Annotated in this window: 22 protein-coding genes; 8 read left to right on the top strand and 14 right to left on the bottom strand. The window is 70.1% G+C overall.

Going from position 1 to position 21482, the window contains the following annotated elements; translation table 11 throughout:
• Window positions 1–68: 68 nt before the first annotated feature.
• Complete coding sequence (locus KIK09_RS29980) at window positions 69–635, bottom strand: SIS domain-containing protein (RefSeq protein WP_214322742.1); 567 nt, start codon at window positions 633–635, stop codon at window positions 69–71.
• Window positions 636–847: 212 nt separating this feature from the next.
• Between KIK09_RS29980 and KIK09_RS29975 the strand changes: the two genes are divergently transcribed.
• Genes KIK09_RS29975 through KIK09_RS29965 form a run of 3 tightly spaced genes read left to right on the top strand, consistent with a single transcriptional unit; the run spans window position 848 to window position 3899 of the window.
• Complete coding sequence (locus tag KIK09_RS29975) at window positions 848–1366, top strand: PadR family transcriptional regulator (RefSeq protein ID WP_214322741.1); 519 nt, start codon at window positions 848–850, stop codon at window positions 1364–1366.
• Entirely contained in the window at window positions 1363–2103 is a 741-nt protein-coding gene (locus tag KIK09_RS29970) for an ABC transporter ATP-binding protein (protein ID WP_214322740.1), read from the top strand. The genes KIK09_RS29975 and KIK09_RS29970 overlap by 4 nt, the downstream gene beginning before the upstream one ends.
• 5 nt (window positions 2104–2108) lie before the next feature.
• The gene (locus KIK09_RS29965; RefSeq protein WP_214322739.1) at window positions 2109–3899 is read left to right on the top strand and encodes an ABC transporter permease; all 1791 of its coding nucleotides are present in this window, start codon (window positions 2109–2111) and stop codon (window positions 3897–3899) included.
• A gap of 199 nt (window positions 3900–4098) precedes the next feature.
• On the opposite strand, the gene KIK09_RS29960 is transcribed toward KIK09_RS29965, so the two are convergent.
• The gene (locus KIK09_RS29960; protein ID WP_214322738.1) at window positions 4099–5457 is read right to left on the bottom strand and encodes a glycoside hydrolase family protein; all 1359 of its coding nucleotides are present in this window, start codon (window positions 5455–5457) and stop codon (window positions 4099–4101) included.
• Between the two features lie 228 nt (window positions 5458–5685).
• Between KIK09_RS29960 and tatA the strand changes: the two genes are divergently transcribed.
• Window positions 5686–5943 carry a Sec-independent protein translocase subunit TatA gene (gene tatA / locus KIK09_RS29955; RefSeq protein ID WP_214322737.1) on the top strand — a complete coding sequence of 86 codons (258 nt, stop codon included), beginning with the start codon at window positions 5686–5688 and terminating at the stop codon, window positions 5941–5943.
• Between the two features lie 233 nt (window positions 5944–6176).
• Window positions 6177–7598 carry an LCP family protein gene (locus KIK09_RS29950; protein ID WP_214322736.1) on the top strand — a complete coding sequence of 474 codons (1422 nt, stop codon included), beginning with the start codon at window positions 6177–6179 and terminating at the stop codon, window positions 7596–7598.
• Window positions 7599–7608: 10 nt separating this feature from the next.
• Here KIK09_RS29950 and KIK09_RS29945 read toward each other — a convergent pair whose 3' ends face one another.
• On the bottom strand, window positions 7609–8622 hold the full coding sequence (locus KIK09_RS29945) for a hemolysin family protein (protein ID WP_214322735.1): 1014 nt from the start codon (window positions 8620–8622) through the stop codon (window positions 7609–7611).
• Entirely contained in the window at window positions 8619–9959 is a 1341-nt protein-coding gene (locus KIK09_RS29940; protein ID WP_214322734.1) for a hemolysin family protein, read from the bottom strand. The genes KIK09_RS29945 and KIK09_RS29940 overlap by 4 nt, the downstream gene beginning before the upstream one ends.
• 242 nt (window positions 9960–10201) lie before the next feature.
• On the opposite strand from KIK09_RS29940, the gene KIK09_RS29935 reads away from it, so the two are divergent.
• Window positions 10202–11662 carry an LCP family protein gene (locus KIK09_RS29935; RefSeq protein WP_214322733.1) on the top strand — a complete coding sequence of 487 codons (1461 nt, stop codon included), beginning with the start codon at window positions 10202–10204 and terminating at the stop codon, window positions 11660–11662.
• Window positions 11663–11798: 136 nt separating this feature from the next.
• Here the strand turns inward: KIK09_RS29935 and KIK09_RS29930 are convergent, their stop codons facing one another.
• The 6 genes from KIK09_RS29930 to KIK09_RS29905 form a co-directional block, all read right to left on the bottom strand.
• The gene (locus tag KIK09_RS29930) at window positions 11799–12143 is read right to left on the bottom strand and encodes an ArsR/SmtB family transcription factor (protein ID WP_308164363.1); all 345 of its coding nucleotides are present in this window, start codon (window positions 12141–12143) and stop codon (window positions 11799–11801) included.
• 215 nt (window positions 12144–12358) lie between these two features.
• Window positions 12359–13258, bottom strand: coding sequence for a M56 family metallopeptidase (locus KIK09_RS58055; RefSeq protein WP_214322732.1), 900 nt, complete (start codon window positions 13256–13258; stop codon window positions 12359–12361).
• Window positions 13255–13596, bottom strand: a complete 342-nt coding sequence (locus tag KIK09_RS29920) for a BlaI/MecI/CopY family transcriptional regulator (RefSeq protein ID WP_214322731.1) — start codon at window positions 13594–13596, stop codon at window positions 13255–13257. The genes KIK09_RS58055 and KIK09_RS29920 overlap by 4 nt, the downstream gene beginning before the upstream one ends.
• A 76-nt stretch (window positions 13597–13672) precedes the next feature.
• The gene (locus KIK09_RS29915; protein ID WP_214322730.1) at window positions 13673–14638 is read right to left on the bottom strand and encodes a cation diffusion facilitator family transporter; all 966 of its coding nucleotides are present in this window, start codon (window positions 14636–14638) and stop codon (window positions 13673–13675) included.
• Between the two features lie 459 nt (window positions 14639–15097).
• Complete coding sequence (locus tag KIK09_RS29910; RefSeq protein WP_214322729.1) at window positions 15098–15451, bottom strand: VOC family protein; 354 nt, start codon at window positions 15449–15451, stop codon at window positions 15098–15100.
• A 150-nt stretch (window positions 15452–15601) separates the two neighbouring features.
• Window positions 15602–16813, bottom strand: a complete 1212-nt coding sequence (locus KIK09_RS29905; RefSeq protein WP_214322728.1) for a hypothetical protein — start codon at window positions 16811–16813, stop codon at window positions 15602–15604.
• A gap of 110 nt (window positions 16814–16923) precedes the next feature.
• Between KIK09_RS29905 and KIK09_RS29900 the strand changes: the two genes are divergently transcribed.
• Together KIK09_RS29900 and KIK09_RS29895 are read left to right on the top strand one after the other, a co-directional pair.
• Complete coding sequence (locus KIK09_RS29900; RefSeq protein WP_214322727.1) at window positions 16924–17274, top strand: ArsR/SmtB family transcription factor; 351 nt, start codon at window positions 16924–16926, stop codon at window positions 17272–17274.
• A complete protein-coding gene (locus KIK09_RS29895) occupies window positions 17271–19190 on the top strand; it encodes a heavy metal translocating P-type ATPase (RefSeq protein ID WP_214322726.1) in 1920 nt (639 codons plus the stop codon). The genes KIK09_RS29900 and KIK09_RS29895 overlap by 4 nt, the downstream gene beginning before the upstream one ends.
• Here KIK09_RS29895 and KIK09_RS29890 read toward each other — a convergent pair.
• The 4 genes from KIK09_RS29890 to KIK09_RS29875 all read right to left on the bottom strand — a co-directional run bounded on the left by KIK09_RS29890 (window position 19150) and on the right by KIK09_RS29875 (window position 21429).
• Window positions 19150–19731: a vitamin K epoxide reductase family protein gene (locus KIK09_RS29890; RefSeq protein ID WP_214322725.1), complete on the bottom strand. Its 582-nt coding sequence runs from the start codon at window positions 19729–19731 to the stop codon at window positions 19150–19152. The genes KIK09_RS29895 and KIK09_RS29890 overlap by 41 nt on opposite strands.
• The gene (locus KIK09_RS58050; protein ID WP_214322724.1) at window positions 19712–20422 is read right to left on the bottom strand and encodes a DsbA family protein; all 711 of its coding nucleotides are present in this window, start codon (window positions 20420–20422) and stop codon (window positions 19712–19714) included. The genes KIK09_RS29890 and KIK09_RS58050 overlap by 20 nt, the downstream gene beginning before the upstream one ends.
• A gap of 68 nt (window positions 20423–20490) precedes the next feature.
• The gene (locus KIK09_RS29880) at window positions 20491–20787 is read right to left on the bottom strand and encodes an ArsR/SmtB family transcription factor (RefSeq protein WP_214322723.1); all 297 of its coding nucleotides are present in this window, start codon (window positions 20785–20787) and stop codon (window positions 20491–20493) included.
• A gap of 63 nt (window positions 20788–20850) precedes the next feature.
• Window positions 20851–21429, bottom strand: a complete 579-nt coding sequence (locus KIK09_RS29875) for a helix-turn-helix domain-containing protein (RefSeq protein WP_214322722.1) — start codon at window positions 21427–21429, stop codon at window positions 20851–20853.
• Between the last annotated feature and the right edge of the window lie 53 nt (window positions 21430–21482).

Genomic DNA, 21482 nt, shown 5'->3' with positions numbered 1-21482 from the left:
GGCCATTGCGCCCGTGTGCCGGTCGGCTCTGAGTCGGCATATGCGGACGACGGGGCCGGCCGCCGCGTTCACTCGAGGTTCGTGTGGCGGGAGCGTAGGGTCTCGGGCGATTCCGAGCGGCGTGACCGGACTCGGTTGGTGATCAGGTCGACGAGGACGAAGAGAGCGATCTCGTAGGCGCTGCCCATGGGTAGCACCGCCGTCGAGGCCTGGTCGTCGGCCATGGTCTGGGCCGTGATGTGGACGACGCGATCAGCGCGGCCGGCCGGTGGGTTGTGGGGCTGGGCCGTCAGGTAGAGCAGGCGGGCGCCTGCCTGCGCCGCTACACCGGCCAGCGCCTCGACCGTGGCGAGGTGGCCCGGGCCGCAAGAGAGAACGACGAGGTCGCCCTCCCCCACCGCTGGGCAGGTCATCTCGCCGACGTAGTGGGCATCGAGCCCGGCGTGGAAGAGCCGCATGACCAGGCCGCGCAGGACCAGGCCTTCCCGGCCTGGTGCGTAGCAGGCGATCCGGCGGGCCGCGAGCAACTCCTCGACGATCCCGTCGAGCTCCGCTTCGGGCACGCTCCCGACCGCGGCGGCGATCTCCTCCATGGCGCGCGCGGCGTCGCCGGGCAGCTCGCTGTGAGTCGTCATCGCGGTCTCCTTGACGGACGGCTTCGGGCTCTCGGGTGCGAGGGCAACTGCGGCCCCGGTTTTGCAGCACCGCAGGTCGTGGGCTTGTTTATGCAGGGTAAGCGGTAATCCCCCACCTGAGGGCGAGGACCTGCCCGGCCGACCGGAGCCGGCCCCTTTTGACACCTTGTATGGCTAACCGCTATCTATTGGCTAGCCGTTAGGGGGATGGAGTGCAGGACGCAGTGCTGGCGATGCTCGCCAAGGAACCGTCGCACGGGTACCACCTGCGCGCCCGGCTGCGGCAGACTCTCGGCCCGCTGGGCGAGTCGATGAACCCCGGCCAGATCTATGTGACCTTGGCTCGGCTGGAAAAAGCCGGGCTGGTCGTCTACGAGCCGGCGGACGGGCTTCCCGAGCGGCCCGAGCGCAAGGTCTACGCGCTGACGCCGGCCGGGCAGCAACGGGTGGCCGCCTGGCTGGCCGAGGTGGGCTGGCCGAAACCGGACCTGGCGGAGTTTCATCTCAAGCTCGCCGCTGCCGCCGCGGCCCGGCTGGCCGACCCGGTGGAGCTGGTGGCCGCGCAGCGCCGTGAGTTGCTGCGCCGCTTGCGTGAGGCGCAGCAGGCGGCGCTGGCCGAGCCGGCGGGGTCAGGCGCCGGCCTGCTGCTGGAAGGGGTCGTGCTGCGGTTGCAGGCGGACCTGCGCTGGCTGGATGCCTGTGAGCGGGCCTGGTCCAAGGAGGGTGGATGAACGTGTCAGGTGCCGCGGTCCGGGCCTGCGGCCTGGTGAAGACGCATGGTCAGGGGCAGAGCCGGGTCCGCGCGGTGGACGAGGTCGACCTGGAGGTGCCGCAGGGACAGATGCTGGCGGTGATGGGGCCCAGCGGCTGCGGGAAATCCACTCTGCTGCACCTGCTGGGTGGCCTGGAGCGGCCTACCGATGGAGAGGTGTGGGTGGCCGGGCGGCGCATCGACACGCTGAGCGAGCGAGCTCTGGCGCGCATGCGGCGCCGAGCGGTGGGGTTCATCTTCCAGGCCTTCCATCTGGTGGAGGAGCTGTCGGCGGCCGAGAACGTGGAGCTGCCCGCGTTGCTGGCCGGACGCTCGCGCCGCCAGGCCAGACGGCGCGCGAGCCTGCTGCTTGAACGACTCGGGCTCGCCGACCGCGCCCGGCACCTGCCGTCGCAACTGTCGGGCGGGCAACGTCAGCGGGTCGCCGTCGCCCGCGCGCTGGTCAACGAACCGCTGGTTGTCCTGGCCGACGAGCCGACCGGCAACCTGGACACCACGGCGACCCTCGAGGCGCTGCGGATCTTCGAAGAGCTGCGTACGGCGGGGCAGACGCTGGTGATCGTCACGCATGACGAGCGGGTCGCGGCCACCGCCGATCGGCTGGTCTCGATGCGCGACGGGATGTTCGTCGACGACACCCGGCTGGCCGGCTCCCCCACGCGCGGGCTCGGCGGGCTGATCGGGCTGGAGGGCTGAACGGCATGGGCTCCATCGTGCTCGTCGCGCGGCTGGTGCCGGCTGACGTGCGCCGGCACAAGGTCCAGGCCGTGGTGCTCCTGCTCGCGGTCACCGTGGCCACCGCCGCCCTGGCGTTGGGCCTGTCCCTGCAGGGCGTGAGCGACGCGCTGTACGAGCAGACCCGCGCGGCCACCGCCGGGCCGGACGTGGTGGCGCTCTCCGGCGACACCGATCCCGCGGTGACCTCCACCCTGGCCTCGCTGGCGAAGGAGCCCGCGGTGATCGCCCACCATGGGCCCTATCGCATCGTCTACGCCGACCTCACCACGCGCGATTCCCTCTCGTCTCCTGTGGTGGTGCAAGGTTTCGGCGAGACGCCCGGCGCAGTCAACCGGCCGCTGCTGACCTCGGGTCAGTGGGTACGCTCCGGTGGCACGGTCCTCGAACGCGGCTTCGCCGCCGCGCTGGGCGTCAGCGTCGGCGACCGCGTCACCATCGCCGGCCGGCCGTACCCAGTCGTCGGGATCGCCGTGACCGCGGCCACCTCCATCTACCCCTGGGCGGCGCAGATCGGGCCGGGCGGTGGTCCCAGCGACTACAGCGGCCTGGCCTGGATGACCCGATCAGATGCCCGGGCCCTGGCGTCGTCCCACGATCTCCCGGTGACCTTGGCCCTGGACCTCAAGCTGCGCGACCCCGCAACGGCGCAAGCCTTCCTGGACGCCCATCGCATCCCCACCCTCAGGGTGAACTTCCACAGCTGGCAGTTCACGGCCGAACAGGACATGGTCATCCTCAGCGACACCCAGCCGATCCTGGTCGTCGGTAGCTGGCTGCTCGGCTTCCTGGCCATCACCGGAGCGGCGGCGCTGGCCGCGGGGCGCGCCGTCGAGCAGACGCGCCGGGCCGGGCTGCTCAAGGCCGTCGGCGCCACCCCGGGGCTGATCGCCACCGTCCTGCTCACCGAGTACCTGGCGCTGGCGCTGGTCGGCGACGCGCTGGGATTGGTGATCGCCCGTCTGACCGTGCCCGCCATCGCCAGCCCCACGGCCAGCCGGATCGGCGACGCGGCCGGGCCCGGCGGCGCCACCGTTGCCGCGGCGACCGTCCTCGCCGTGGCGGTGGCGGTGCTGTCCACACTGCGTCCCACGCTGCGGGCCATGCGTACGGCGACCGTCACGGCGCTGAGCGCCGCCGCGCACCAGCCCCGTCACCGGCCCTGGCTCACCGCGCTGTCCGCGCTGCTGCCCACGCCGCTGCTGCTCGGGCTGCGGCTGACCGCCCGCCGGCCGGGCCGCGCCGTACTGCAGGCGTGCTCCACCGCCACCACGGTGATCGCGATCGTGGCTCTGCTGACCCTCCACGCCCAGCCGGAGAGGGGCTACGGCCTGGATGGCTCCTCCGCCCTGCCCAACCTGCGCGGCGAGCACGACCGCCGGCTGATGCTCGCCGTCACCATCCTGCTGATCGCACTCGCCGTCGTGAACACCATCACGCTCACCTGGACCACCGCCATGGAGGCCCGGGCGAACATGGCCATCGCACGTACGCTCGGCGCCACCCCCGGACAGATCACCGCGGGGCTGTCCACCGCCCAGCTCCTGCCCAGCCTGCCCGGCGCCGTCATCGGCGTCCCTTTGGGCATCGGCCTGCTCTCACTCTTCGCCGCCAGGAATTCGGCGGAACCTCCCTCCTCCTGGCTGCTCGGGGCCGCGCTCGCGACCCTCCTGGCAACGGCGGCACTCACCGCCCTGCCCGCACGCCTGGCCGCCCGCCGTCCCGTGGCGCAGACCCTCAGCGCCGAAACGGCCTGACCGACCCAGCCCAGCAGGCATAGCGGTCCCCAGCTCCGGCCACTCGGCACAGGGGTCAGACGCCTCGTGGTCGTCGGCGACCGGCTCGGGCGGCTGATTCAGAGCATGACCAGAAGAACGGCCACCAGCAACGGAAGAAGCCTGGTGCCTGGCCGCGTGTTCTGCAGCACCGTCGCGACCGGTCACCTACTCCGCCGGGTCAAGCGCTCGTCCACCTGATCTCGTACGGCTGGAGAGTGACGCTCTTGCCGTTCACCGTCGCGGTCAGCCGGCTGCCCGTGGTGTTGACCATCAGGAGCTTCTCCTGCTGGGCCAGCAGGCGGATTCTGGAGTCGGAGGTCGTGGCCTGCCGCAGCTCGACCCCGGCAGGGAACCACTTGACGAAGTTGCTGATCAGGTCGCCGGTCGGGAGCGCTGAGCCATCCTGAGGGTTCCACATGCAGCCGGGGCAGTCGCCCTGCTTGGTTTCTGGGTTCCAGTACAACGCGGTGGCGGCGCCCGAGGTCGCGAGTTCGATCATGGATACCGCCTGCACCGCCAGCCGCATGTCCTCCGGCCACCTGGTCTGGCCGTCCTCGGGCATGATGTACCACTCCGACCACCAGATCGGCAGGTTGCCCGTCTTCTTCCGCAGCCACCGGGTGACCGCGCCGAACTTGGCCGTGGCGCCGAACGGGTCAGGCAGGACCGCGTGGTCCTCCGTGGGAGAGGCGCCGTCGACGACGATGAAGTCGGCGCCCTTCTTGTGCTTGTTCCAGTAGTCGAAGGCGTCCAGGACCACCTGGTCCACCGCGCCCCACTTGCCCTTGAGCTCGGATGCGTCGGCGCTGCTCACGCTGTCCATGCCGAGGTACGGCCCGCCGATCTTGGCGTCCGGCCTGACGGCCTTCACCGCTTCGTACACCTTGTTGTAGAGGGTGGTGTAGCCCTCGATGTCCGGCGGCTTGGAGTGGTCGGGCCAGAAGCCCTTGAGCTCGTTCCACACCATGAAGTACTGGACGTTGTTGTAGCGTTGCGCGATCGTCGCGGCCAGCTTGGCGAAGTCGTCGAAGTGCGACGGCTCAGGGGCCGCTTCGAAGTGGTCCCTCTGCCAGGAGGTCTGCCCCGCAGGCCCGCCTTTCATCCAGTCAGGCGCACAACACAGCGTGATCACCGGCAGGCCGCCGGAACGGTCCATGAGCCGCATGCGGCTGTCGAGATCCTTGAAGGCGAACTCGCCCGGGTACAACTCCGGGTTGCCCACGCCGAAGCCCATGATGTGCTGGTTCTGCAGCATCGGGACGTGGGACAACGTCTGGGAGGCGCCCTCGAGCAGCCGCTCGTCCCCGTTGTTCGCGCTGGTCTGGGTGTGCGTGAGCCCCCAGCGCGGCCAGTTGGGATCCACAGGCGGAGGCTCGGCCACGGCCGAGCGGGCGGGCGCGGCCGTCCGGCCCTCCGCCTTGGTCGCCGCTTCGGGAACGGTCGCCGAGCACGCCGACAGCGCGGCCAGCACGAGCGTCGCGATGACGACCGTCCTGGTCCGGCGAAGTCGCGTCGAGCCCCAACCATGCCAGCCCATCAGACCCCTCACCCGATCGTCATGTCCCTCGTCCATCGGGAGGGTGGCATGCCGGATATGCCGGAGACTAGGTGGAGCCGAGAGTTCTCAGGCAACTTTCATGAAGCGCTCGGGAATCCAGGCCGAGCCGGTTCTGGTGGCGAGAGTGCCTGCCGACCGCCTTCCTTGATAAATTAGTTGCGCAAGCCAGCAAGCATGCTCCGAGCGTGATGCGAGGAGGCCGCGTAGATGTTCAGCGGTGAATTGAGTCCCACACATTGGCTGATTCTCGGGCTGGTCGTGCTCCTGCTGTTCGGGTCGAAGAAGCTGCCTGATGCGGCGAGGTCTCTCGGCCGTTCCCTTCGGATCCTCAAGTCGGAGACCGGAAAGCTGCAGGAGCAGGACGAGACCAGTGCGCCGGCCCTCTCTTTGGAGGAGCAGGCTCGTCGTCTTGAGGAGCAGGCCGCCGCCTTGAGGGCCAACGCCGAGACGGACAAGCAGGACTGAACGCCGAGGACCACACCACGCAGCCAGGCGGCGACGGCGCGAGCCGTACCGGAAGACCACGCCAACGGCCAGGCCGATGTGCCGGCGCTCAGGCGCGCGGCTGCTGATCGCCGGACGGTGGGGATTGGCCAAAGACTTGCGCATGCGAGCAACAAACAGCGCCACGACAACGTCCTACAGGCGTAGGACGGGACTCCAAGGGCATGAGAACGCGTTTGGAGACTCGGGCACGTATGGAAACCGGCACCGGCCTGGCGGCCGCCATCGGGTGGACGCTCGCTTCGATCGTGGTGCCTGGGGCCGCGCATCTGCGTGCCGGACACCGAATGCTGGGACTCGCGATCTTCGCGATCTTCCTCGTGGTGGTGTCTGGGATCGCGGTGTTCGCGTTGTCCCTCGGCGACAAGATCACGGTGGTGCTGAGCGAGCCGTCCTGGATCCCGCTGTTCGTCTCAGTCTGCTTCGTAGGAGGGGGGCTGTGGGCGGTCCTGGTCGTCGCCTCCTATGCGGTGATGCGACCCCGCCGCGGCACGCTGCGGCGGGTGGGCGACCTGGTGGCGCTGGTGACCACTCTGGCGGTGATCGCCCCGTTCGTCGTCGTCGCCAGGGCCGCGCGGACCGTTGAAGCCACGTTGAGCGACGTGTTCGCCTCCCCGCTGCACGAGTCGGTCGACCACGCCGACCCGTGGCGCGGCCGCCCCCGGATCAACATCCTGCTGCTGGGCGGCGACGGCGCCGGCTCGCGCAAGGGGTCGAGCATCCGCACCGACAGCGTCAACGTGGCCAGCGTGGATACCAGGACCGGCGCCACGGTGCTGTTCGCTCTCCCGCGGGAGTTGGAGAACGTTCCGTTCCCGCCGGGAAGCGTCATGGCCGGGCTGTTCCCCCCGCCCAAGGGCTTCTACATGCCTCCCGGCCAGGGCCGCGGCGAGAAGGACCTGCTGAACGCGATCTGGGAGTACGCCGACCTGCATCCTGAGCCGTTCCACAACTCGCCCACTCGGGCACCGGACGCGCTCATGGGCGCCGTCGGACAGATCCTGGGCTTGAAGCTGGACTACTACGTGCTGGTCAACATGTGGGGCCTGGCCAAACTGATCGACGCGCTCGGCGGCGTGCGCATCCACGTCGAGCAGGACATCTGCTACGGCGTCGGACGCAGCGACGGCGGCACTGTCAAAGCAGGCACCCGTCTGCTGAACGGCGCCGAAGCACTCTGGTACGGCAGAGCCCGCGACCATGACGGATCCACCTGCGCGGGCGGCGACAACCACACCCGGATGCGCCGCCAGCACTGCATCATGAGTGCCATGCTCCACCAGCTCGACCCGGGCACCGTACTCTGGAGCTTCGAGCAGCTGGCGGATGCGGCCAGGCAGACCTTCCGCACCGACATCCCGCGAGCCCGCCTCCAGGACCTCATCCCGCTCGCCGGCAAGGTCAAGAACGCTCGGGTGACGACGCTGTCGTTCGTGCCACCCGCGTACAACCCCGCCTATCCCGACTTCGACAGGATCCGCGCCGACGCCGCCGATGCCATCGCCCACTCCGGCGACCGGGCTCGCGATGCCGCTGATGGCCTCCACCCGCACAGCGCCAGGCCGAGCCCCGCCCAGAGCCGCCTGTCCGACCTGTCCGACTCCTGCTCCAGGTGATCAAAGAAGTTCAGGCCGGGACCAGCAGGGTCGTCAGGAGGTCGTCGAGGCTGACCAGCCCGACCAGCGTGCCGTCCTCGGCATGCGCCAAGGCGAGCTGGCTGTGCGCGGAACGCAGATGCGTGACCGCCGCGCTGACGGAGCTTCCGGCCGGGATGGCAGGAAGGTGGTGGGCCAGGTCGCCGGCGGTCGTCGAGGCGTCGCGGCGCCGGGCGAGGTAGGCGTCGCGCACGTGCACCAGGCCTGCGGGCCGCCCGTCCTGCCAGACGACGAGACGTGTCCGGCCGGTGTGTGCCGTCATGTCGATCACGTCCTGAGCCGTGGCCGCGGCAGGCACGCCGACGATCTCGTCCTTGGGGATGATGAGCGGGCCGATGCCGGTTTCCGGGGCATCCAGCGCGCTGCTGAGGATCACGTGGTCGTCGCTGTCGATCAGGCCGAGGCGGCGCGATTCCTCGATCAGGTGACTGAGCTGCTCGGGAGTGCGCGGATTGGCCGACCCTGAGCGCGGATGCACGCCGAAGAGGCGCAGCAGCAGGTTGGTGATGCCGTTGAGCAGGCGGAGCAGTGGCCGGACGAGAACGGTGAAGCCGCGGAACGGCAGGGCCAGCAGGGTCGCCGAGCGCTCGGGGTTGGCAATCGCCCAGGACTTCGGCGCCATCTCGCCCAGGACCATGTGCAGGAACGTGATGATGGCCAGCGCGATGACGAAGGCGACCGCGTGCGCCCCGGCCTCCGGTAGTCCCAGGGCGTGGAAGAGCGGCGTCAGGGTCTCGGCGATGACGGGTTCGGAGACCACACCGAGGCCGAGGGAGCAGAGCGTGATGCCGAGCTGGGCGCCGGCCAGCATGAGCGTCAGTTCCCTGATCCCTGAGACGGCGGCCGCCGCGGCGCGGCTCCCCTGGGCCGCCGCCTTCTCCAGCCGGTGACGCTTGGCGGCCACGAGGGCGAACTCGGCCGCGACGAAGAACCCGTTACCGATGAGCAGGAGCAGGGTGAGGAGGAGTCCGGTGGGCAGGCTCATGCTTCGGGCTCCTGTCGGTGCGGAGTGAGCCGGACGCGTTCGGGGACGTGCCGGTCCAGGGTGAGCACCTCGAGGTGCGCGTGCGTGTGTGCGTCGGCGTCCAGGGTGGGAGGCAGCTCCACGTCGATCGCGTCTCCCGGTACGGCGAAGCGTCCCAGCCGGTGGAGGATCAACCCGGCGAGAGTGTCGTATTCGTCCTTGTCCGGGAGTTCCAGATCGGTGGCCAGGGCGATCTCGTCGATGCGGAGCCCGGCGTCCACCTCCCAGCCCTTGCCGCGCCGTACCACGGAGGCCTGGTCCAGATCGTTCTCATCGGCGATCTCGCCTACCAGCTCCTCGGCGACGTCCTCCCAGGTGACGAGCCCGGCCAGGCCGCCGTGTTCGTCCAGCACGCAGGCCACCTCCTCGCCCCTGGCGTGGAGCTGCTGGACCAGGTGGGGCAGCGACAGCGAGAACGGCACGAGGAACACCTCCTGCGCCAGGTCGGCGACCCGGGTCTCCGCCGCGCGACCGATCGGGACCGTGGCCAGCTCGCGCAGGCTCACGACGCCGATCACGTCGTCGACACGGTCGCCCAGCACCGGGTAGTGGGTGTGACCGTGCTCGGCGATCAGCTCGTCCAGCTCGAGGACGGTCGCGGAGCCGCTGACGGTGACCACGTCGACGCGGGGCACCATGACCTCTTCTGCCGTGTGGTCGGAGAAGGCCAGCGCGCGCTCCAGGACGTCGGCCTGGCTGCCGGGGAGATGCCCGTGTTCTTGGGACTCGCCGATGATGTGGCCGAGTTCCTCCAGGGTGGCGCCGTGGTGGAGCTCCTCGACCGGTTCGATGCCGACCGCGCGCAGCAGCTTGGCGGCCGCGGCGTCGAAGAGCCGGATGACCGGCCCGGCCACGGCCATGTAGATCAGCGTGGACCCGGCCAGGGAGCGGGCGAGCGCCTCCGGCCTGGCCAGCGCCAGGTTCTTCGGGGCGAGCTCGCCGAGCACCATCTGGATGACGGTGGCCAGGACGAACCCGAGCACCAGCGACACGCCACCGACCATGCCCTCCGAGACGCCGACGGCGGTCAGCGCCGGAGCGATGAGCTCGGCGAGCGCGGGCTTGGCGATGAAACCGACGATGAGCGCGGTGACCGTGATGCCGAGCTGGGCACCGGACAGCATGAACGACAGCCGTTCCATCACCCGCACGGCCTTGGCCGCCTTCTTGTCGCCTCCGGCCGCGTGCTGGGAGAGCGTGAGCCGGTCGGCACCGACGAAGGCGAACTCCTGGGCGACGAAATAGCCGGTGGCGAGGGTTAACACGAAGACGGCCAGCAGGCCAAGAGCTACGTTCACCGGTCTCCTTCGATCACGACGCCCCACGCTAGCCGACCAGCGACCTATGCCGGTGAACGCCCCAGGTTGATCCACCTCCACCTACGGCTTTCTCGAGAGCAAGCCGATCCATCTTGTTCGGGGAGCTGAGATCGCGGGCCATCCACGAAGATGGTGACGGTATGATCTCCATCACCAGCCCCTGTGTCCGTATTTGCTAGTTTGCTTGCGCGTTTGGGGCACATGTCGGGGTGGAGGCGGGTATGCGCGGACGGGGCGCCCTGTCAGTGGTGGGCTGGACGCTGCTGTCCATCGTGGCGCCCGGCGTCGCGCACCTGCGAGCCGGGCGCAAGCGGACCGGCCTGGTCCTGCTGGCGTGTTACGGCCTGCTGCTGATCGCAGCGGCGGCCGCGGCGCTCAACGCCAAGAACCTCGCGGGCCTCCTGCTCGACCCCACCTGGCTGGCGGTCATCACCGGCGTGTGCGTGGCAGGCGGGCTGGCCTGGGCCGCGATCATCGTCAGCTCCTACGTGGTGCTGCGTCCTGGACGCCTCGCCATGTGGGGGCAGATCGGCACCGGCGCGGTCGCGGGGGTCACGGCGGTCGCGGTGGCGCTGCCGTTCGGGCTGGCCGCGACGACCGCGCGCACCTCGGATGACGCGATCGGGTCCGTCTTCAAGTCCTCACCGTCCACCCCCATCGATCACAAGGATCCGTGGAAGGGGCGCGACTACCTCACCATCGCGTTGCTGGGCGGCGACGGCGCCGGCTCGCGCAAGGGGCTGAGCATCCGCACCGACAGCATCAACGTGGTCAGCATCAATGTGCACACAGGTGACGCGGTCGTCTTCGCGCTGCCCCGGGAGATGGAGAACGCGCCGTTCCCGCCGGGCAGCCTGATGGCCAAGCGGTTCCCGCCGCCCAAGAACTTCTGGCTGCCGCCCGGGCAGGGCCGCGGCTCCGCCGACCTCATCAACGGCATCTGGGCCTACGCCGACCTGCACCCGGAGGTGGCCGGCCACTCGCCTGACCGCGCGCCGGAGACGGTCAAGGGCGCGCTGGGGCAGATCCTCGGCTTCAAGGTCGACTACTACATGCTGGTCAACATGTGGGGCGTCGCCCACCTGATCGACGCCCTGGGCGGGGTGCGCATCCACGTCGAGCAGGACATCTGCTACGGCGTGGGCCGCAGCGACGGCGGCGTGGTCAAGGCCGGCACCCGCACGCTGAACGGCACCCAGGCCCTGTGGTACGGCAGGGCCCGCGACCATCCCGGCAGCACCTGCGCGGGCGGCGACAACCACACCCGGATGCGCCGCCAGCAGTGCGTGATGAGCGCCATGCTCAACCAGCTCAACCCGAGCAACGTGCTGCTGAAGTTCAACGCCCTGGCACGCGCGGCCAAGCAGACCTTCCAGACCGACATCCCGCGTGACCTGCTCCAGGACCTGGTCCCGCTGGCCCAGCAGGTCAAGGGCGCGCACGTGTCGAAGCTGAACTTCATCCCACCCGCCTACAACCCGGCCTACCCCGACTATCGGAAGATCCGCCAGGCCGTACGGGCGGCCCTGGCACGGTCAGGCACGCCTGCCCGCGCGCAGGCGTCCACCCCGTCGCCGGTCAGCACACCCACGGCCACCCGCTCGCCCGGCGAGCCCGTCAAACAGGCGGGCCGGCTGGAATCGCTGAACTCCTCCTGCGTACCCACCAAGAGTGGAGCCTGACCGCTCGCCCTACTCATATGCCACCAAGAGGCACATGAGACTGCGAGACCGAGGAACCGCCGCCCACAGGCTTGCCTAAGTACGCAACTACGCGACCGACGGGAGGAGAGAGTTAGGTCATGCGGTGCTGGAGGCCTCAGGCGCCCAGGCCGTCGGCGTGCTCCGCCTCGTCGGCCCGTCGAGCCATCCGGCCGACCAGCAGTCGTACGGTGGCCACCACATCGGGGTCGTCGACCAGGTAGACCATCCTGCGCCCCTCGCGACGCGCACGCACCAGCCCGGCCAGCTTCAGCTTCGCCAGATGCTGGCTGACCGCGGGAAGCGCGCCACCGACCCGTTCGGCCAGTCCGCTCACGTCGCACTCGCCCTGCGACAGCGCCCAGACGATGTGCAACCTCGGCGGCGAGGCCAGCAGCCCGAACGTCCCAGCCGCTTCGACCAGCACCTCAGCAGGTGGATCGTCGAAGACCTCGGTCGCCACAGCCGCTCTCCCGTCCACCTCTCGTCGCAACGGCCCAGTCTAGGTGCGCATCACGAGTAACAGACATGCCGCTTCTCCGATTCTCCATCGCGATCGAGTCTCAAGGCTGGACCGTTCCGTTTCAACCCCCTCCCGCTCCGGAATCGGGGTTTCGGTGGCGCTGCCCGGGGACGCGTCGAACTGATCGCCCGCGACGTCACACCGAGGACTCGCGGTTATCCCGGGGTGATGGTGTGGCACAGCACCGGCGCGGCGAGCAGCGAAAGCGGTCCGCCGAGCAGGGCGGCGGCGCCGGAGTAGGCCGCGGCGGGGACCCAGCCGCGCCCGTTCCGCGGCTCGTGCAGCAGCCGCTCGACGCGCCGGACGACCGCGGTGTCGGCGACGGCCAGGCCCGGCTGGGCCGGGGCGGCCATCCGCACGATCGCCCGAGCCAGAGGCAGATTTCCGTGCGTACGGCGAGCCACGTCGTCGGCCATCAGCTCCACCAGGACGGAGACCGCCTCCAGGACTCGGCGAGCCGGCGGGAAGGCGCGGGAGAGCGCGACGAACGGCAGCTTCAGCAGGTCGTGCCGCCCATCGGCGTGTGCACGTTCATGAGCGAGGACCGCCTCGAGCTCGGCGGACCCAAGGAGGTCGACCGCTCCCCTGCTCAGCACGACCCGGGCCTCGCGTCCGGGCATGCAGTAGGCCACCGGCACGGCGCTGGGCAGAACGTAGGCGTCGTGGGCGGGCGAGTAGTCGGCGGTCAGGTCGACGAGCAGGCGCTGGCGCCGCCGCTCGGCCAGAGTGCCGACGATGGTACGGGCCGTGGTGGCGAGCAGCCACGCGACGAGACCCACGGACCACAGGAGCGCGACGCTCATCCCGGCCTGCCACTCTCCGCCGAGGAGCCGGTGGCTCAGCGTGTGGGCGCCGTGCGGGAACGCCGTGGCCAGCGGCCAGACCGCGGCCACCAGACCGATACCGGCGCCGCCCAGGCCCGCCGCCGCGCCGATCGCCATCCAGAGGGCGATCGCCGCTCGCGGATGCCGCGATGGCCAGCGTGCTGCCGCCAGCCGGTTGCCGAACGCCGCCGGTAGCAGGGCGAGGCAGGCGACGACCAGCCAGGGGGTCACCGTTTGTCCAGTGCTGCCCGGAGCGCGGCCGCGACCTCGGGCGACACGGTGCCGACGAAACGGTTGACCGCCGCGTCCAGGTCCGCGGCGTCGTCCAGGGCGGCGCGCATGGTCTCGGCCACGAAGGCGTCCTTGCCGGCCACGGCCTTGTAGCGGTGGGCGCGGCCCACGCGCTCCCGGGACGCCAGGTCCTTGCGCGTGAGCCGTACCAGAACGGTCAGGACGGTGGTGACCGCGGGCTTGGACTCGAGCTCGTCGGCGAGCTGCTGAGCCAGGATGCCCTCCGGGTGCGCCCAGAGGACTTCCATGATCGAGCGTTCGAGACTGCCGAGCCGCACGCGGCCACCTCCTTCTACGTCACGTAGAAGGCTACTGCTCGCCCCTTCCCTGCGTGTCGGCGCTCGCCGTGCGCCGTCAGCCCTTGCCCTCGCTCTTGTGGACCGGGCCGTGCGGGTCCGCGCAGTGCTCGTCGGTCTCCCCGATGGTGAGCAGCGTGGGTGCGGCGTGGTCGACCTGGAGGGTGGTGTGCTCGATGCCGTAGGTGTCGTGCAGCATCTTCTCCGCTGCCTGCCGTACGGCATGGCAGTCGGCGCCGGGGTCGACCAGGATGTGCGCCGAGAGTGCGGCGTAGCCGGAGGTGACCTCCCACACGTGCAGGTCGTGCACCTCGCTCACGTTCTCCAAAGCGGCGGTCTTCTGACCGATCTCCGCGGGGTTCATCCCGGCCGGGGCGGCCTCCATGAACACCCGCCCGGAGTCGCGCACCAGCCCCCAGCCCGCCTTCAGCATCAGCCCCGCCACGACCAGCGCGGCGATGGCGTCGGCGCGGGCCCAGCCGGTCCACCAGACGATCGCGCCGGCGATGGTGGTGGCGATGAAGGCGAACAGGTCGTTGAGGATGTGCTGGTAGGCGCCCTCGACGTTCAGGCTGGAGCGGTTGGCGCGCGAGAGCAGCCAGGTGGCGGCCACGTTCACGACGATCCCGGCCAGGCCGGTGGCGACCACGAAGGCGCCCTCGACCTCCGGCGGCGTGATCAGGCGCTCGATGCCCTGGTAGATGAAGTAGGCGGCGAGCAGGAGCAGCGTGATGCCGTTGATCTGGGCGGAGATGATCTCGGCCCGCTTGAGGCCGTAGGTGTATCCGCCCTGCGGCGGCTTGGCCGCGATCCGCATGGCGATCAGCGCGAAGACGATCGCAGCGGCATCGGTCAGCATGTGGCCGGCGTCGGAGATCAGCGCCAGCGACTGGGCGATGATGCCGATGACCACTTCGATGGCCATGAAGCCGACGATCAGCGCCAGGGCACCGCTGAGGTACCGGCGATCCGCGCCCGCGCTGACCCCGTGCCCGTGGCCATGTCCGTGCCCGTGCTCAGCCATCACACCTCCGATACTTGAACAGCTCTTCAGATATTAAGTGTGTCGATGTGATCATTCGTCTGTCAATCCCGCCGCGCCACCTCCGTTGGGGCATCGCGGTCTGACCGCACCCTCAAGCCGCGGTACGACAGCCGAACGACCTGCACGGGAACTGCGGCAGCCGAACGACCTGCGCAGGAACTATCTAACGACCTCCCCGCGATCGGGTCAGGACATGCCGGCGTGATGCGGGTCGGACGGTTCAGCAGCCTGCGGGGAAGGCGGGTACGAGTTCGGTGCCGGGCCGGGCGCATCGCGGTCTGGTCACACCACCCACCACCTTGGCCGTCGCAGATGGTGGGCGGGACGGCGAACCCGCGTCCGGCCGGCAGCGGCCTGATCTCATCGATTGCCCGGGACATGGCCGCGCGGGCCTACTAGTGGTCCACCAGCACGTTCACCGCCCGCGTGAAGACGTGGTCAGGCGGGCTGCCACAGCTCGACGCGATTGCCCTCAGGGTCGGTGACCCAGCCGAATCGACCGACGCCCTCCATGTCCTGCGTTTCCTCGGCCACGTCCGCTCCCTTGGCGCGCAGTTGCGCGAGCATCGCGTCCAGGTCGCGGACCCGGAAGTTGAGCATGGTCTGCTGGGTGCGGGACCCGAAGTAGTCGGTCTCGGACTCGAACGTCGCGAACACCGTCAGCCCGGTCCCCTGACGCCACAGGCCGTGCTCATCGGCGTCCAGGCCCAGGCAATCGCGATACCACGCGCTCAGGGCCGCCGGGTCGGCAGCCCGCATGAAGTAGCCACCGATGCCAAGCACACGTTCCATGCCGCCATCTTGCCAGCCCGGCGATCGGGCGGGCCGGCCCTCGCAGGAAAGCCCGCGCCCAACGCGCCCTCGCGTGCGGCGGGGCACATCGGACCGCGGGTGTCACCGCACTTCCTCAGCCTGATCAGGAAGCTGTCCCGGTGAGCGAGGTCAGTCGCCGTGCAACCCGTCCGGGTCGCAGTAGTCGATCTCGTCGGTCGGGTGGAAGGTGGACACGATGATCTCCCGTTTGAACGGGCCGCCCTGCGGCACGTCCTCGGCCGACACCTCCAGGGTGAACTGCTGCATCGCGCGGAGCCTCCGCCCCGCGATCACCACCGGACGGCGGACGATGTAGATCGCGGCGAACGGGCAGCAGTAGTAGCTCCCGTACGGCTCGCCGCGCGAATCCGTGGCGAAGGCGATAGCGCCGTCCCGGAGGGCCGCGTCGATCTCGGCCTGGATCCGCAGAGTCCTCGCCGGGTCGGGATCGTAGTCCCACATCTCCTTGATCGCCTGGTGTGCGCGCGGGTCGGCCTGCCAGAAGGTCCTCTTCTGCGGGTCGGTCAGGCACCACGGGTCGAAGTCGCGGACATCGGCCACGGCCAGGTTGGCGGGTGGTACGGCCTGCCGTACACCCGGGCCCTTGTAGTCGGCGATCAGCTGGGGCATCGCGATCAGCTGGCCCAGGTGGTAGTAGATGTCCAGCGCGCGCTGCAGGCGCTGCTCGATGGCCTCGTGCATACGCGGCGCCGGGTCGGTGTCGAGCAGGCCCTCGGCGTAGTCGGCGGCGGTCGCGGCCTCGGCGGCGAGCTGGCGCAGCCGCTCCAGGGCGGCGCGGTGCTTGTCGGCGTCCGTGACGGTCTGCTCGAAGACGCCGAGCGCGACCTCGGCGTGCCGGCGGATCGCGCGGGAGGCGGCGAGCATGCCGTGCAGGTGCGGCAGCGGGCAGGGGCTTGCCTCGGCCCACTCAGGCAGGTCGGCCGGCAGCAGCATCTCCTTCTCCACCAGATAGCGGGAGTTGCCCGCGGCCTGGCGAGCCCGGGACACCCAGCCCTCCACCTGCGCGAAGCATGCTCCGACCTGGAGGCTGGTGACCTGCGGAACGTATCCGACGGTGCGTGGATCGGCGGCGTAGTCGGCGTCCAGCAGGTGCTCCCCGATCGCCTGCAGGACGAACGCGTTCCACGTGCACAGCAACTGCCCGGCCGCGGCTTGCGGGCCGTGCCAGAGGTTCACCCCTTCTGCGGCTAACCGCCCGCGCAGCGCTTCGGCCTGCTCCAGCTCGGTGTAGACCAGCCCGCCCGCGCGCCGGTAGGACTCCAGCTCGTCGGCGGAGACCTCCCCCTTGAACGCCGCGGCCATCCGCGTCATCAGCGACATGTACGCCTCCCCGTGTTGATTACTTGGAAGCGTACGGGCGCGGGTGATCAAGCGACCGGAACATTTCGATCACGACTTGTGAACATCTCAACGAACGTTAGTATGTTGCTATGAGTGAGGAGACCTGCGAGCTGCTGTGCCTGGATCTGCCGCTGGCCGAAGGGATCAGGGAATCCCTGCCGCACCTGGAGGTCACTGAGCGGGCCGCCGCCACGGCCAAGGCGGTCGCCGACCCCACCCGGCTGCGGATCGCCGCCGCTCTGCTGCGCGGCGGTGAGCTGTGCGTGTGCGACCTGGCCTGGGTGACGGGCCTGCCGCAGAACCTGGTCTCCCACCACGTGCGGCTGTTGCGTACGGCGGGCCTGGCCCGCTCCCGCCGCGACGGCCGCATGGTCATGTACACGCTCACCGGCACCGGACAAGCTCTCCTCAACGCGGTCATGGAGGGTGCGGCGCGATGAGCGACGCCTGCTGCGCCCACGACCCCGCCCCCATTCACGAGGAGCAGGAGAAGCTCTGGCAGGTCCCGAACCTGCGTTTCGCCGCAGTGGCCGCGGTCCTGCTCGGCGCCGGGTGGCTGGTCGGCGGCATCACCGGCGACGTGCTGGAGATCGCCGGGGCGCTCGCCGGCGGCTGGACGTTCGTCCCCGGCACGCTGCGTGCCCTGTGGCGCCGGAAGATCGGCGTCGGCACGCTGATGACGATCGCCCTCATCGGCGCCCTCCTTCTGCGGGCGTACGGCGAGGCCGCCATGCTGGCCGTGCTCTTCTCCATCTCCGAAGGCTTGGAGGACTACGCCGTCACCCGTACCCGGCGCGGCCTGCGAGCCCTGCTCGACCTCGTTCCTGAACAGGTCACCGTGTTACGCGACGGCCGCGAGGACACCGTCGCCCCGGAGAAGCTGCGGGTGGGCGAGACGATGCTGCTCAAGCCGGGCAGGCGTGCCGCCACCGACGGGATCATCACGGCCGGCCGTACCTCGTTGGATCTGTCGGCGATCACCGGTGAGTCCGTCCCGGTTGAAGCGGCTGCGGGCGACCTGGTGCACGCGGGCGCGATCAACGGCGGTGGCGCCGTCGAGGTCCGGGTCACCGTCCCCGTCTCCGGCAGCTCCCTGGCGCGCATCGTGCACATCGTCGAGGAAGCCCAGGAACGCAAGGGCGCCTCCCAGCGGCTGGCCGACCGCATCGCCAAGCCGCTGGTGCCGGGCATCATGATCGCGGCTGTGCTGGTCGCGCTCGTGGGCAGCCTGCTCGGCGATGCGCTCGTGTGGATCGAGCGCGCGCTGATCGTCCTGGTCGCCGCCTCCCCGTGTGCGCTGGCCATCTCCGTGCCGCTGACCGTGGTCGCCGCCATCGGCGCCGCCGGCAAGCAGGGCGTCCTGATCAAGGGCGGCGCCGCGCTGGAGGAGCTGGGGCGGGTCCGCGCGGTCGCCTTGGACAAGACCGGCACTCTCACGCGAAACACCCCGGCCGTGGTCGAGCAGGTCCCCGCCGATCCGAGGCTTCTCCGGGTGGCCGCCGCGCTGGAGGCCCGCAGCGAGCATCCGCTCGCCCGCGCCGTCCTCGCCGCCGCCCCTGACGCGGAACCCGCTCAGGACGTCGTCGCCGTCACCGGACACGGCCTGGAAGGCACCGTCGACGGGCGGCCCGCCCGGCTGGGCAGGCCCGGCCACCTCGACCCCGGCCCGCTGGCCGACGACGTCAAGCGCATGCAGGACGACGGCTGCACCGTCGTCCTCGTCGAGCACGACGGCGAGCTGCTCGGCGCGCTTGCCGTACGCGACGAACTGCGCCCGGAGGCCGCCGCCACCGTGGAGAACCTGCGCCGCCTCGGCGTGTCGGTCGCGATGCTCACCGGCGACAACGGCGCCACCGCCGCGACGCTGGCCCACCAGGCGGGCATCGCCGACGTCCATGCCGAACTCCGTCCCGAGGACAAGGCCCGCCTGGTGACCACGCTCGCTCGGCCGGTGGCCATGGTCGGCGACGGCATCAACGACGCTCCTGCCCTGGCCACCGCCGACGTCGGCATCGCGATGGGCGCCATGGGCACCGACGTCGCCATCGAGACCGCCGACGTCGCGCTCATGGGCGAGGACCTGCGCCACCTGCCGCAGGCTCTCGACCTGGCGCGCCGCGCCCGCACCATCATGCTGCAGAACGTGGGACTGTCCCTGGCGATCATCACCGTGCTCATCCCGCTGGCCGCCCTCGGCGCGCTCGGCCTGGCCACCGTCGTGTTCATCCACGAACTCGCGGAGGTCTTCGTCATCGCCAACGCCGTCCGCGCCGCCGTACCGCTCACACCTCTGTCTTCAAGTACGGCGAGCCACGCTAGATCCCCAGCAGGCTGCTCCAGTACGCCTGGAACCTGATGCCGATCAAGGCGAGCAGAGCCAGCACCCAGACGGTCAGCGCGACGGCGTGATAGTCGGCCAGCTTCCGGCCCAGGCCGTTCCCGCGCAGGTTGTGCAGGGTGACGTACCAGAAGATCGGCATCGTGACCGCCCACACGACCATGCAGTACGGGCACAGCGCGCCGATGACGTAGAGGCTCTGGAAGATCAGCCAGTGCACGAACACCGCCCCGGCGGTGACTCCGGCCTGCAGCCCGAGCCAGAACCAGCGGCGCGGTCCGGCACCGGCCAGCAGTGCCGCGCCCACGGCGGTGACGATGGCGAAGCCCGCGATGCCCAGCAGCGGGTTGGGGAAGCCGAACAGCTCGGCCTGCGGAGTCCGCATGATGGAGCCGCAGGAGAGCACCGGGTTGATGCTGCAACTGGGCACGTAGGCCGGGTTCTTCAGCAGCGCGATCTTCTCGACCGTCAGGACGAAGGCCGCGAGCAGTCCGATCGCTCCGCCGATCAGCAGGAGGCGGGGCAACAACCGCGGAAAGCTACTTGGCGAGTGCCGCATCGATGGCCGCCTTGAACTCGTCGGAGGAACGCGGTTCGAGCTTCTTCCCGTTGAGGAAGAACGTGGGCGTGCCCTGCACTCCCAGTGCCTGGCCGTCCGCCGCGTCCTTCTTCACCCGGGCCAGCGTGGCGGGGTCGTCGTACGCCTTGTCCCAGGCCGCCATGTCCAGCCGCAGGCGTTGGGCGAGTTGGCGGAAGAAGGCATCGGCGGGCACCCGCTTCTCGGCCCACTGGCCCTGCGTCTGGTACATCTGCTGGTACATCGGCTCGAACTTGCCCTGCCGCGCCGCGGCCTCGACCGCCCGGGCGGCCCGCTCGGCGTTGAAGTGGCCGGCGATCGGGAAGTAGCGGGCCACGAAGGTGACCTTGCCTGCGTACTGCTTCCGCAGTTGCTCCACCGTCGGGAAGTAGGCCTTGCACGCTTCGCACTCGAAGTCCAGGAACTCCACCAGCGTGACCTTGCCGTCAGCGGCGGTCTGCAGCTTGTGGCTGTCCTTGCGGACGAACAGGGACTCCCCCGCCGCGAGCCGCTTCGCGTCCCCGGGCCGGCTGATCACCAGGAACGCCGCGGCCGCGAGCGCGAACACGCCGACCACCACGAGCGACACCTGGAGGTTCCTGCGCCGCGTGTCCTGCCGCCTGCCCTCCTCCCGGACCGCCTCGATCTTGGCGCGACGTTCTTCTCGGGACACCGCAACTCCTCACCGCGTCGAATTTCTACGCAGCGTAGAAGATGGGGCATACCGTGGGGATAAGGCGGCTACGCCTCCCGCTCGGGGTGGATGGCCTCCGTGTGCTCGGTGTGCGCCACGGCCAGGTCGAGCAGCATCCGGACGTGGGCGTCGTCGAGCCGGTAGTACGCCATGCGGCCCGCCCGCCGTACGGACACGACGCGGTGAGCGCGCAGCAGCCGGAGCGCGTGCGAGGTCGCGGACTCGCTCAACCCGCTGACCACGGCGAGATCGCAGACGCAGAGCTCCCCTTCGAGCAGGGCCAGCAACAGCCGCAACCTGCCGGGATCGGACAGCAGCCCAAGACCATATCCGGCGACCTTCATGTTGAGCCGGCGCGGCAGGGTTTCTCGCCGTACTGGATCAATGAAGCAGTACGGCTGGCAGCGTCACGGGCGTTCGGCGCGTACGTGCGCGCGCATCCCTTGCAGACCGAACAGGATGAGAAGTTCGACCACGCCGCCGTCGGCGCTGCCCAGCCAGTGCGGCAGGGACGTGTCGAACTCGGCTGCCTCGCCGGGCGGCAGCGTCAGGTCGCGCTCGCCGAGGATGAGCCGCAGGCGTCCGCTGAGCACGTACAGCCACTCGAAGCCCTCGTGAGTCTGCAGGGTCGGTTCGAGCGGTTTCGGCTGAGCGGGGATGATCATCTTGAACGCGTGCGTACCGCCCGGCCGCCGGGACAGCGGAACGAAGACCATCCCGAACCGCCGGATCGGCTTCAGGTGGATCCGGGGGTCGCCCATGCGCGGGGCACCGACGAGGTCGTCCAACGGGACGTCGTAGGTACGGGCCAGCGGCAGCAGCAACTCCAGGGTCGCCCGGCGCTGCCCGCTCTCCAGCCGGGACAGCGTGCTCTCCGACACCCCGATGGTCGCCGCAAGGTCGGCGAGGGTGATCCCCCGTTCGCGGCGCAGCGCACGCAGCCGCGGCCCCACCGCGTCGAGCACGTCTTCCGTTTCACCGTCCACGAGCCCAGCTTGCCAGAACCGCAAGAATCCGTGCCAGACCGGGCCGCTCGTGG

The sequence above is a fragment of the Nonomuraea sediminis genome (genome assembly GCF_018531495.1).
Lineage (GTDB): Bacteria > Actinomycetota > Actinomycetes > Streptosporangiales > Streptosporangiaceae > Nonomuraea > Nonomuraea sediminis.
Note: the sequence above shows the minus strand (reverse complement) of the source record. Positions and strands in the feature narration are given on the sequence as shown.

Bases quoted from the DNA above. Each gene is read 5' to 3' on its own strand.
- tatA (WP_214322737.1), top strand. From the start codon at position 5,686: ATGTTCAGCGGTGAATTGAGTCCCACACATTGGCTGATTCTCGGGCTG.
- KIK09_RS29970 (WP_214322740.1), top strand. From the start codon at position 1,363: ATGAACGTGTCAGGTGCCGCGGTCCGGGCCTGCGGCCTGGTGAAGACG.
- KIK09_RS29890 (WP_214322725.1), bottom strand. From the start codon at position 19,731: ATGCGGCACTCGCCAAGTAGCTTTCCGCGGTTGTTGCCCCGCCTCCTG.
- KIK09_RS29945 (WP_214322735.1), bottom strand. From the start codon at position 8,622: ATGAGCCTGCCCACCGGACTCCTCCTCACCCTGCTCCTGCTCATCGGT.
- KIK09_RS29910 (WP_214322729.1), bottom strand. From the start codon at position 15,451: ATGGAACGTGTGCTTGGCATCGGTGGCTACTTCATGCGGGCTGCCGAC.
- KIK09_RS29965 (WP_214322739.1), top strand. From the start codon at position 2,109: ATGGGCTCCATCGTGCTCGTCGCGCGGCTGGTGCCGGCTGACGTGCGC.
- KIK09_RS29895 (WP_214322726.1), top strand. From the start codon at position 17,271: ATGAGCGACGCCTGCTGCGCCCACGACCCCGCCCCCATTCACGAGGAG.
- KIK09_RS29915 (WP_214322730.1), bottom strand. From the start codon at position 14,638: ATGGCTGAGCACGGGCACGGACATGGCCACGGGCACGGGGTCAGCGCG.
- KIK09_RS29900 (WP_214322727.1), top strand. From the start codon at position 16,924: ATGAGTGAGGAGACCTGCGAGCTGCTGTGCCTGGATCTGCCGCTGGCC.
- KIK09_RS29880 (WP_214322723.1), bottom strand. From the start codon at position 20,787: ATGAAGGTCGCCGGATATGGTCTTGGGCTGCTGTCCGATCCCGGCAGG.
- KIK09_RS29905 (WP_214322728.1), bottom strand. From the start codon at position 16,813: ATGTCGCTGATGACGCGGATGGCCGCGGCGTTCAAGGGGGAGGTCTCC.
- KIK09_RS29935 (WP_214322733.1), top strand. From the start codon at position 10,202: ATGCGCGGACGGGGCGCCCTGTCAGTGGTGGGCTGGACGCTGCTGTCC.
- KIK09_RS29980 (WP_214322742.1), bottom strand. From the start codon at position 635: ATGACGACTCACAGCGAGCTGCCCGGCGACGCCGCGCGCGCCATGGAG.
- KIK09_RS29950 (WP_214322736.1), top strand. From the start codon at position 6,177: ATGGAAACCGGCACCGGCCTGGCGGCCGCCATCGGGTGGACGCTCGCT.
- KIK09_RS29960 (WP_214322738.1), bottom strand. From the start codon at position 5,457: ATGGGCTGGCATGGTTGGGGCTCGACGCGACTTCGCCGGACCAGGACG.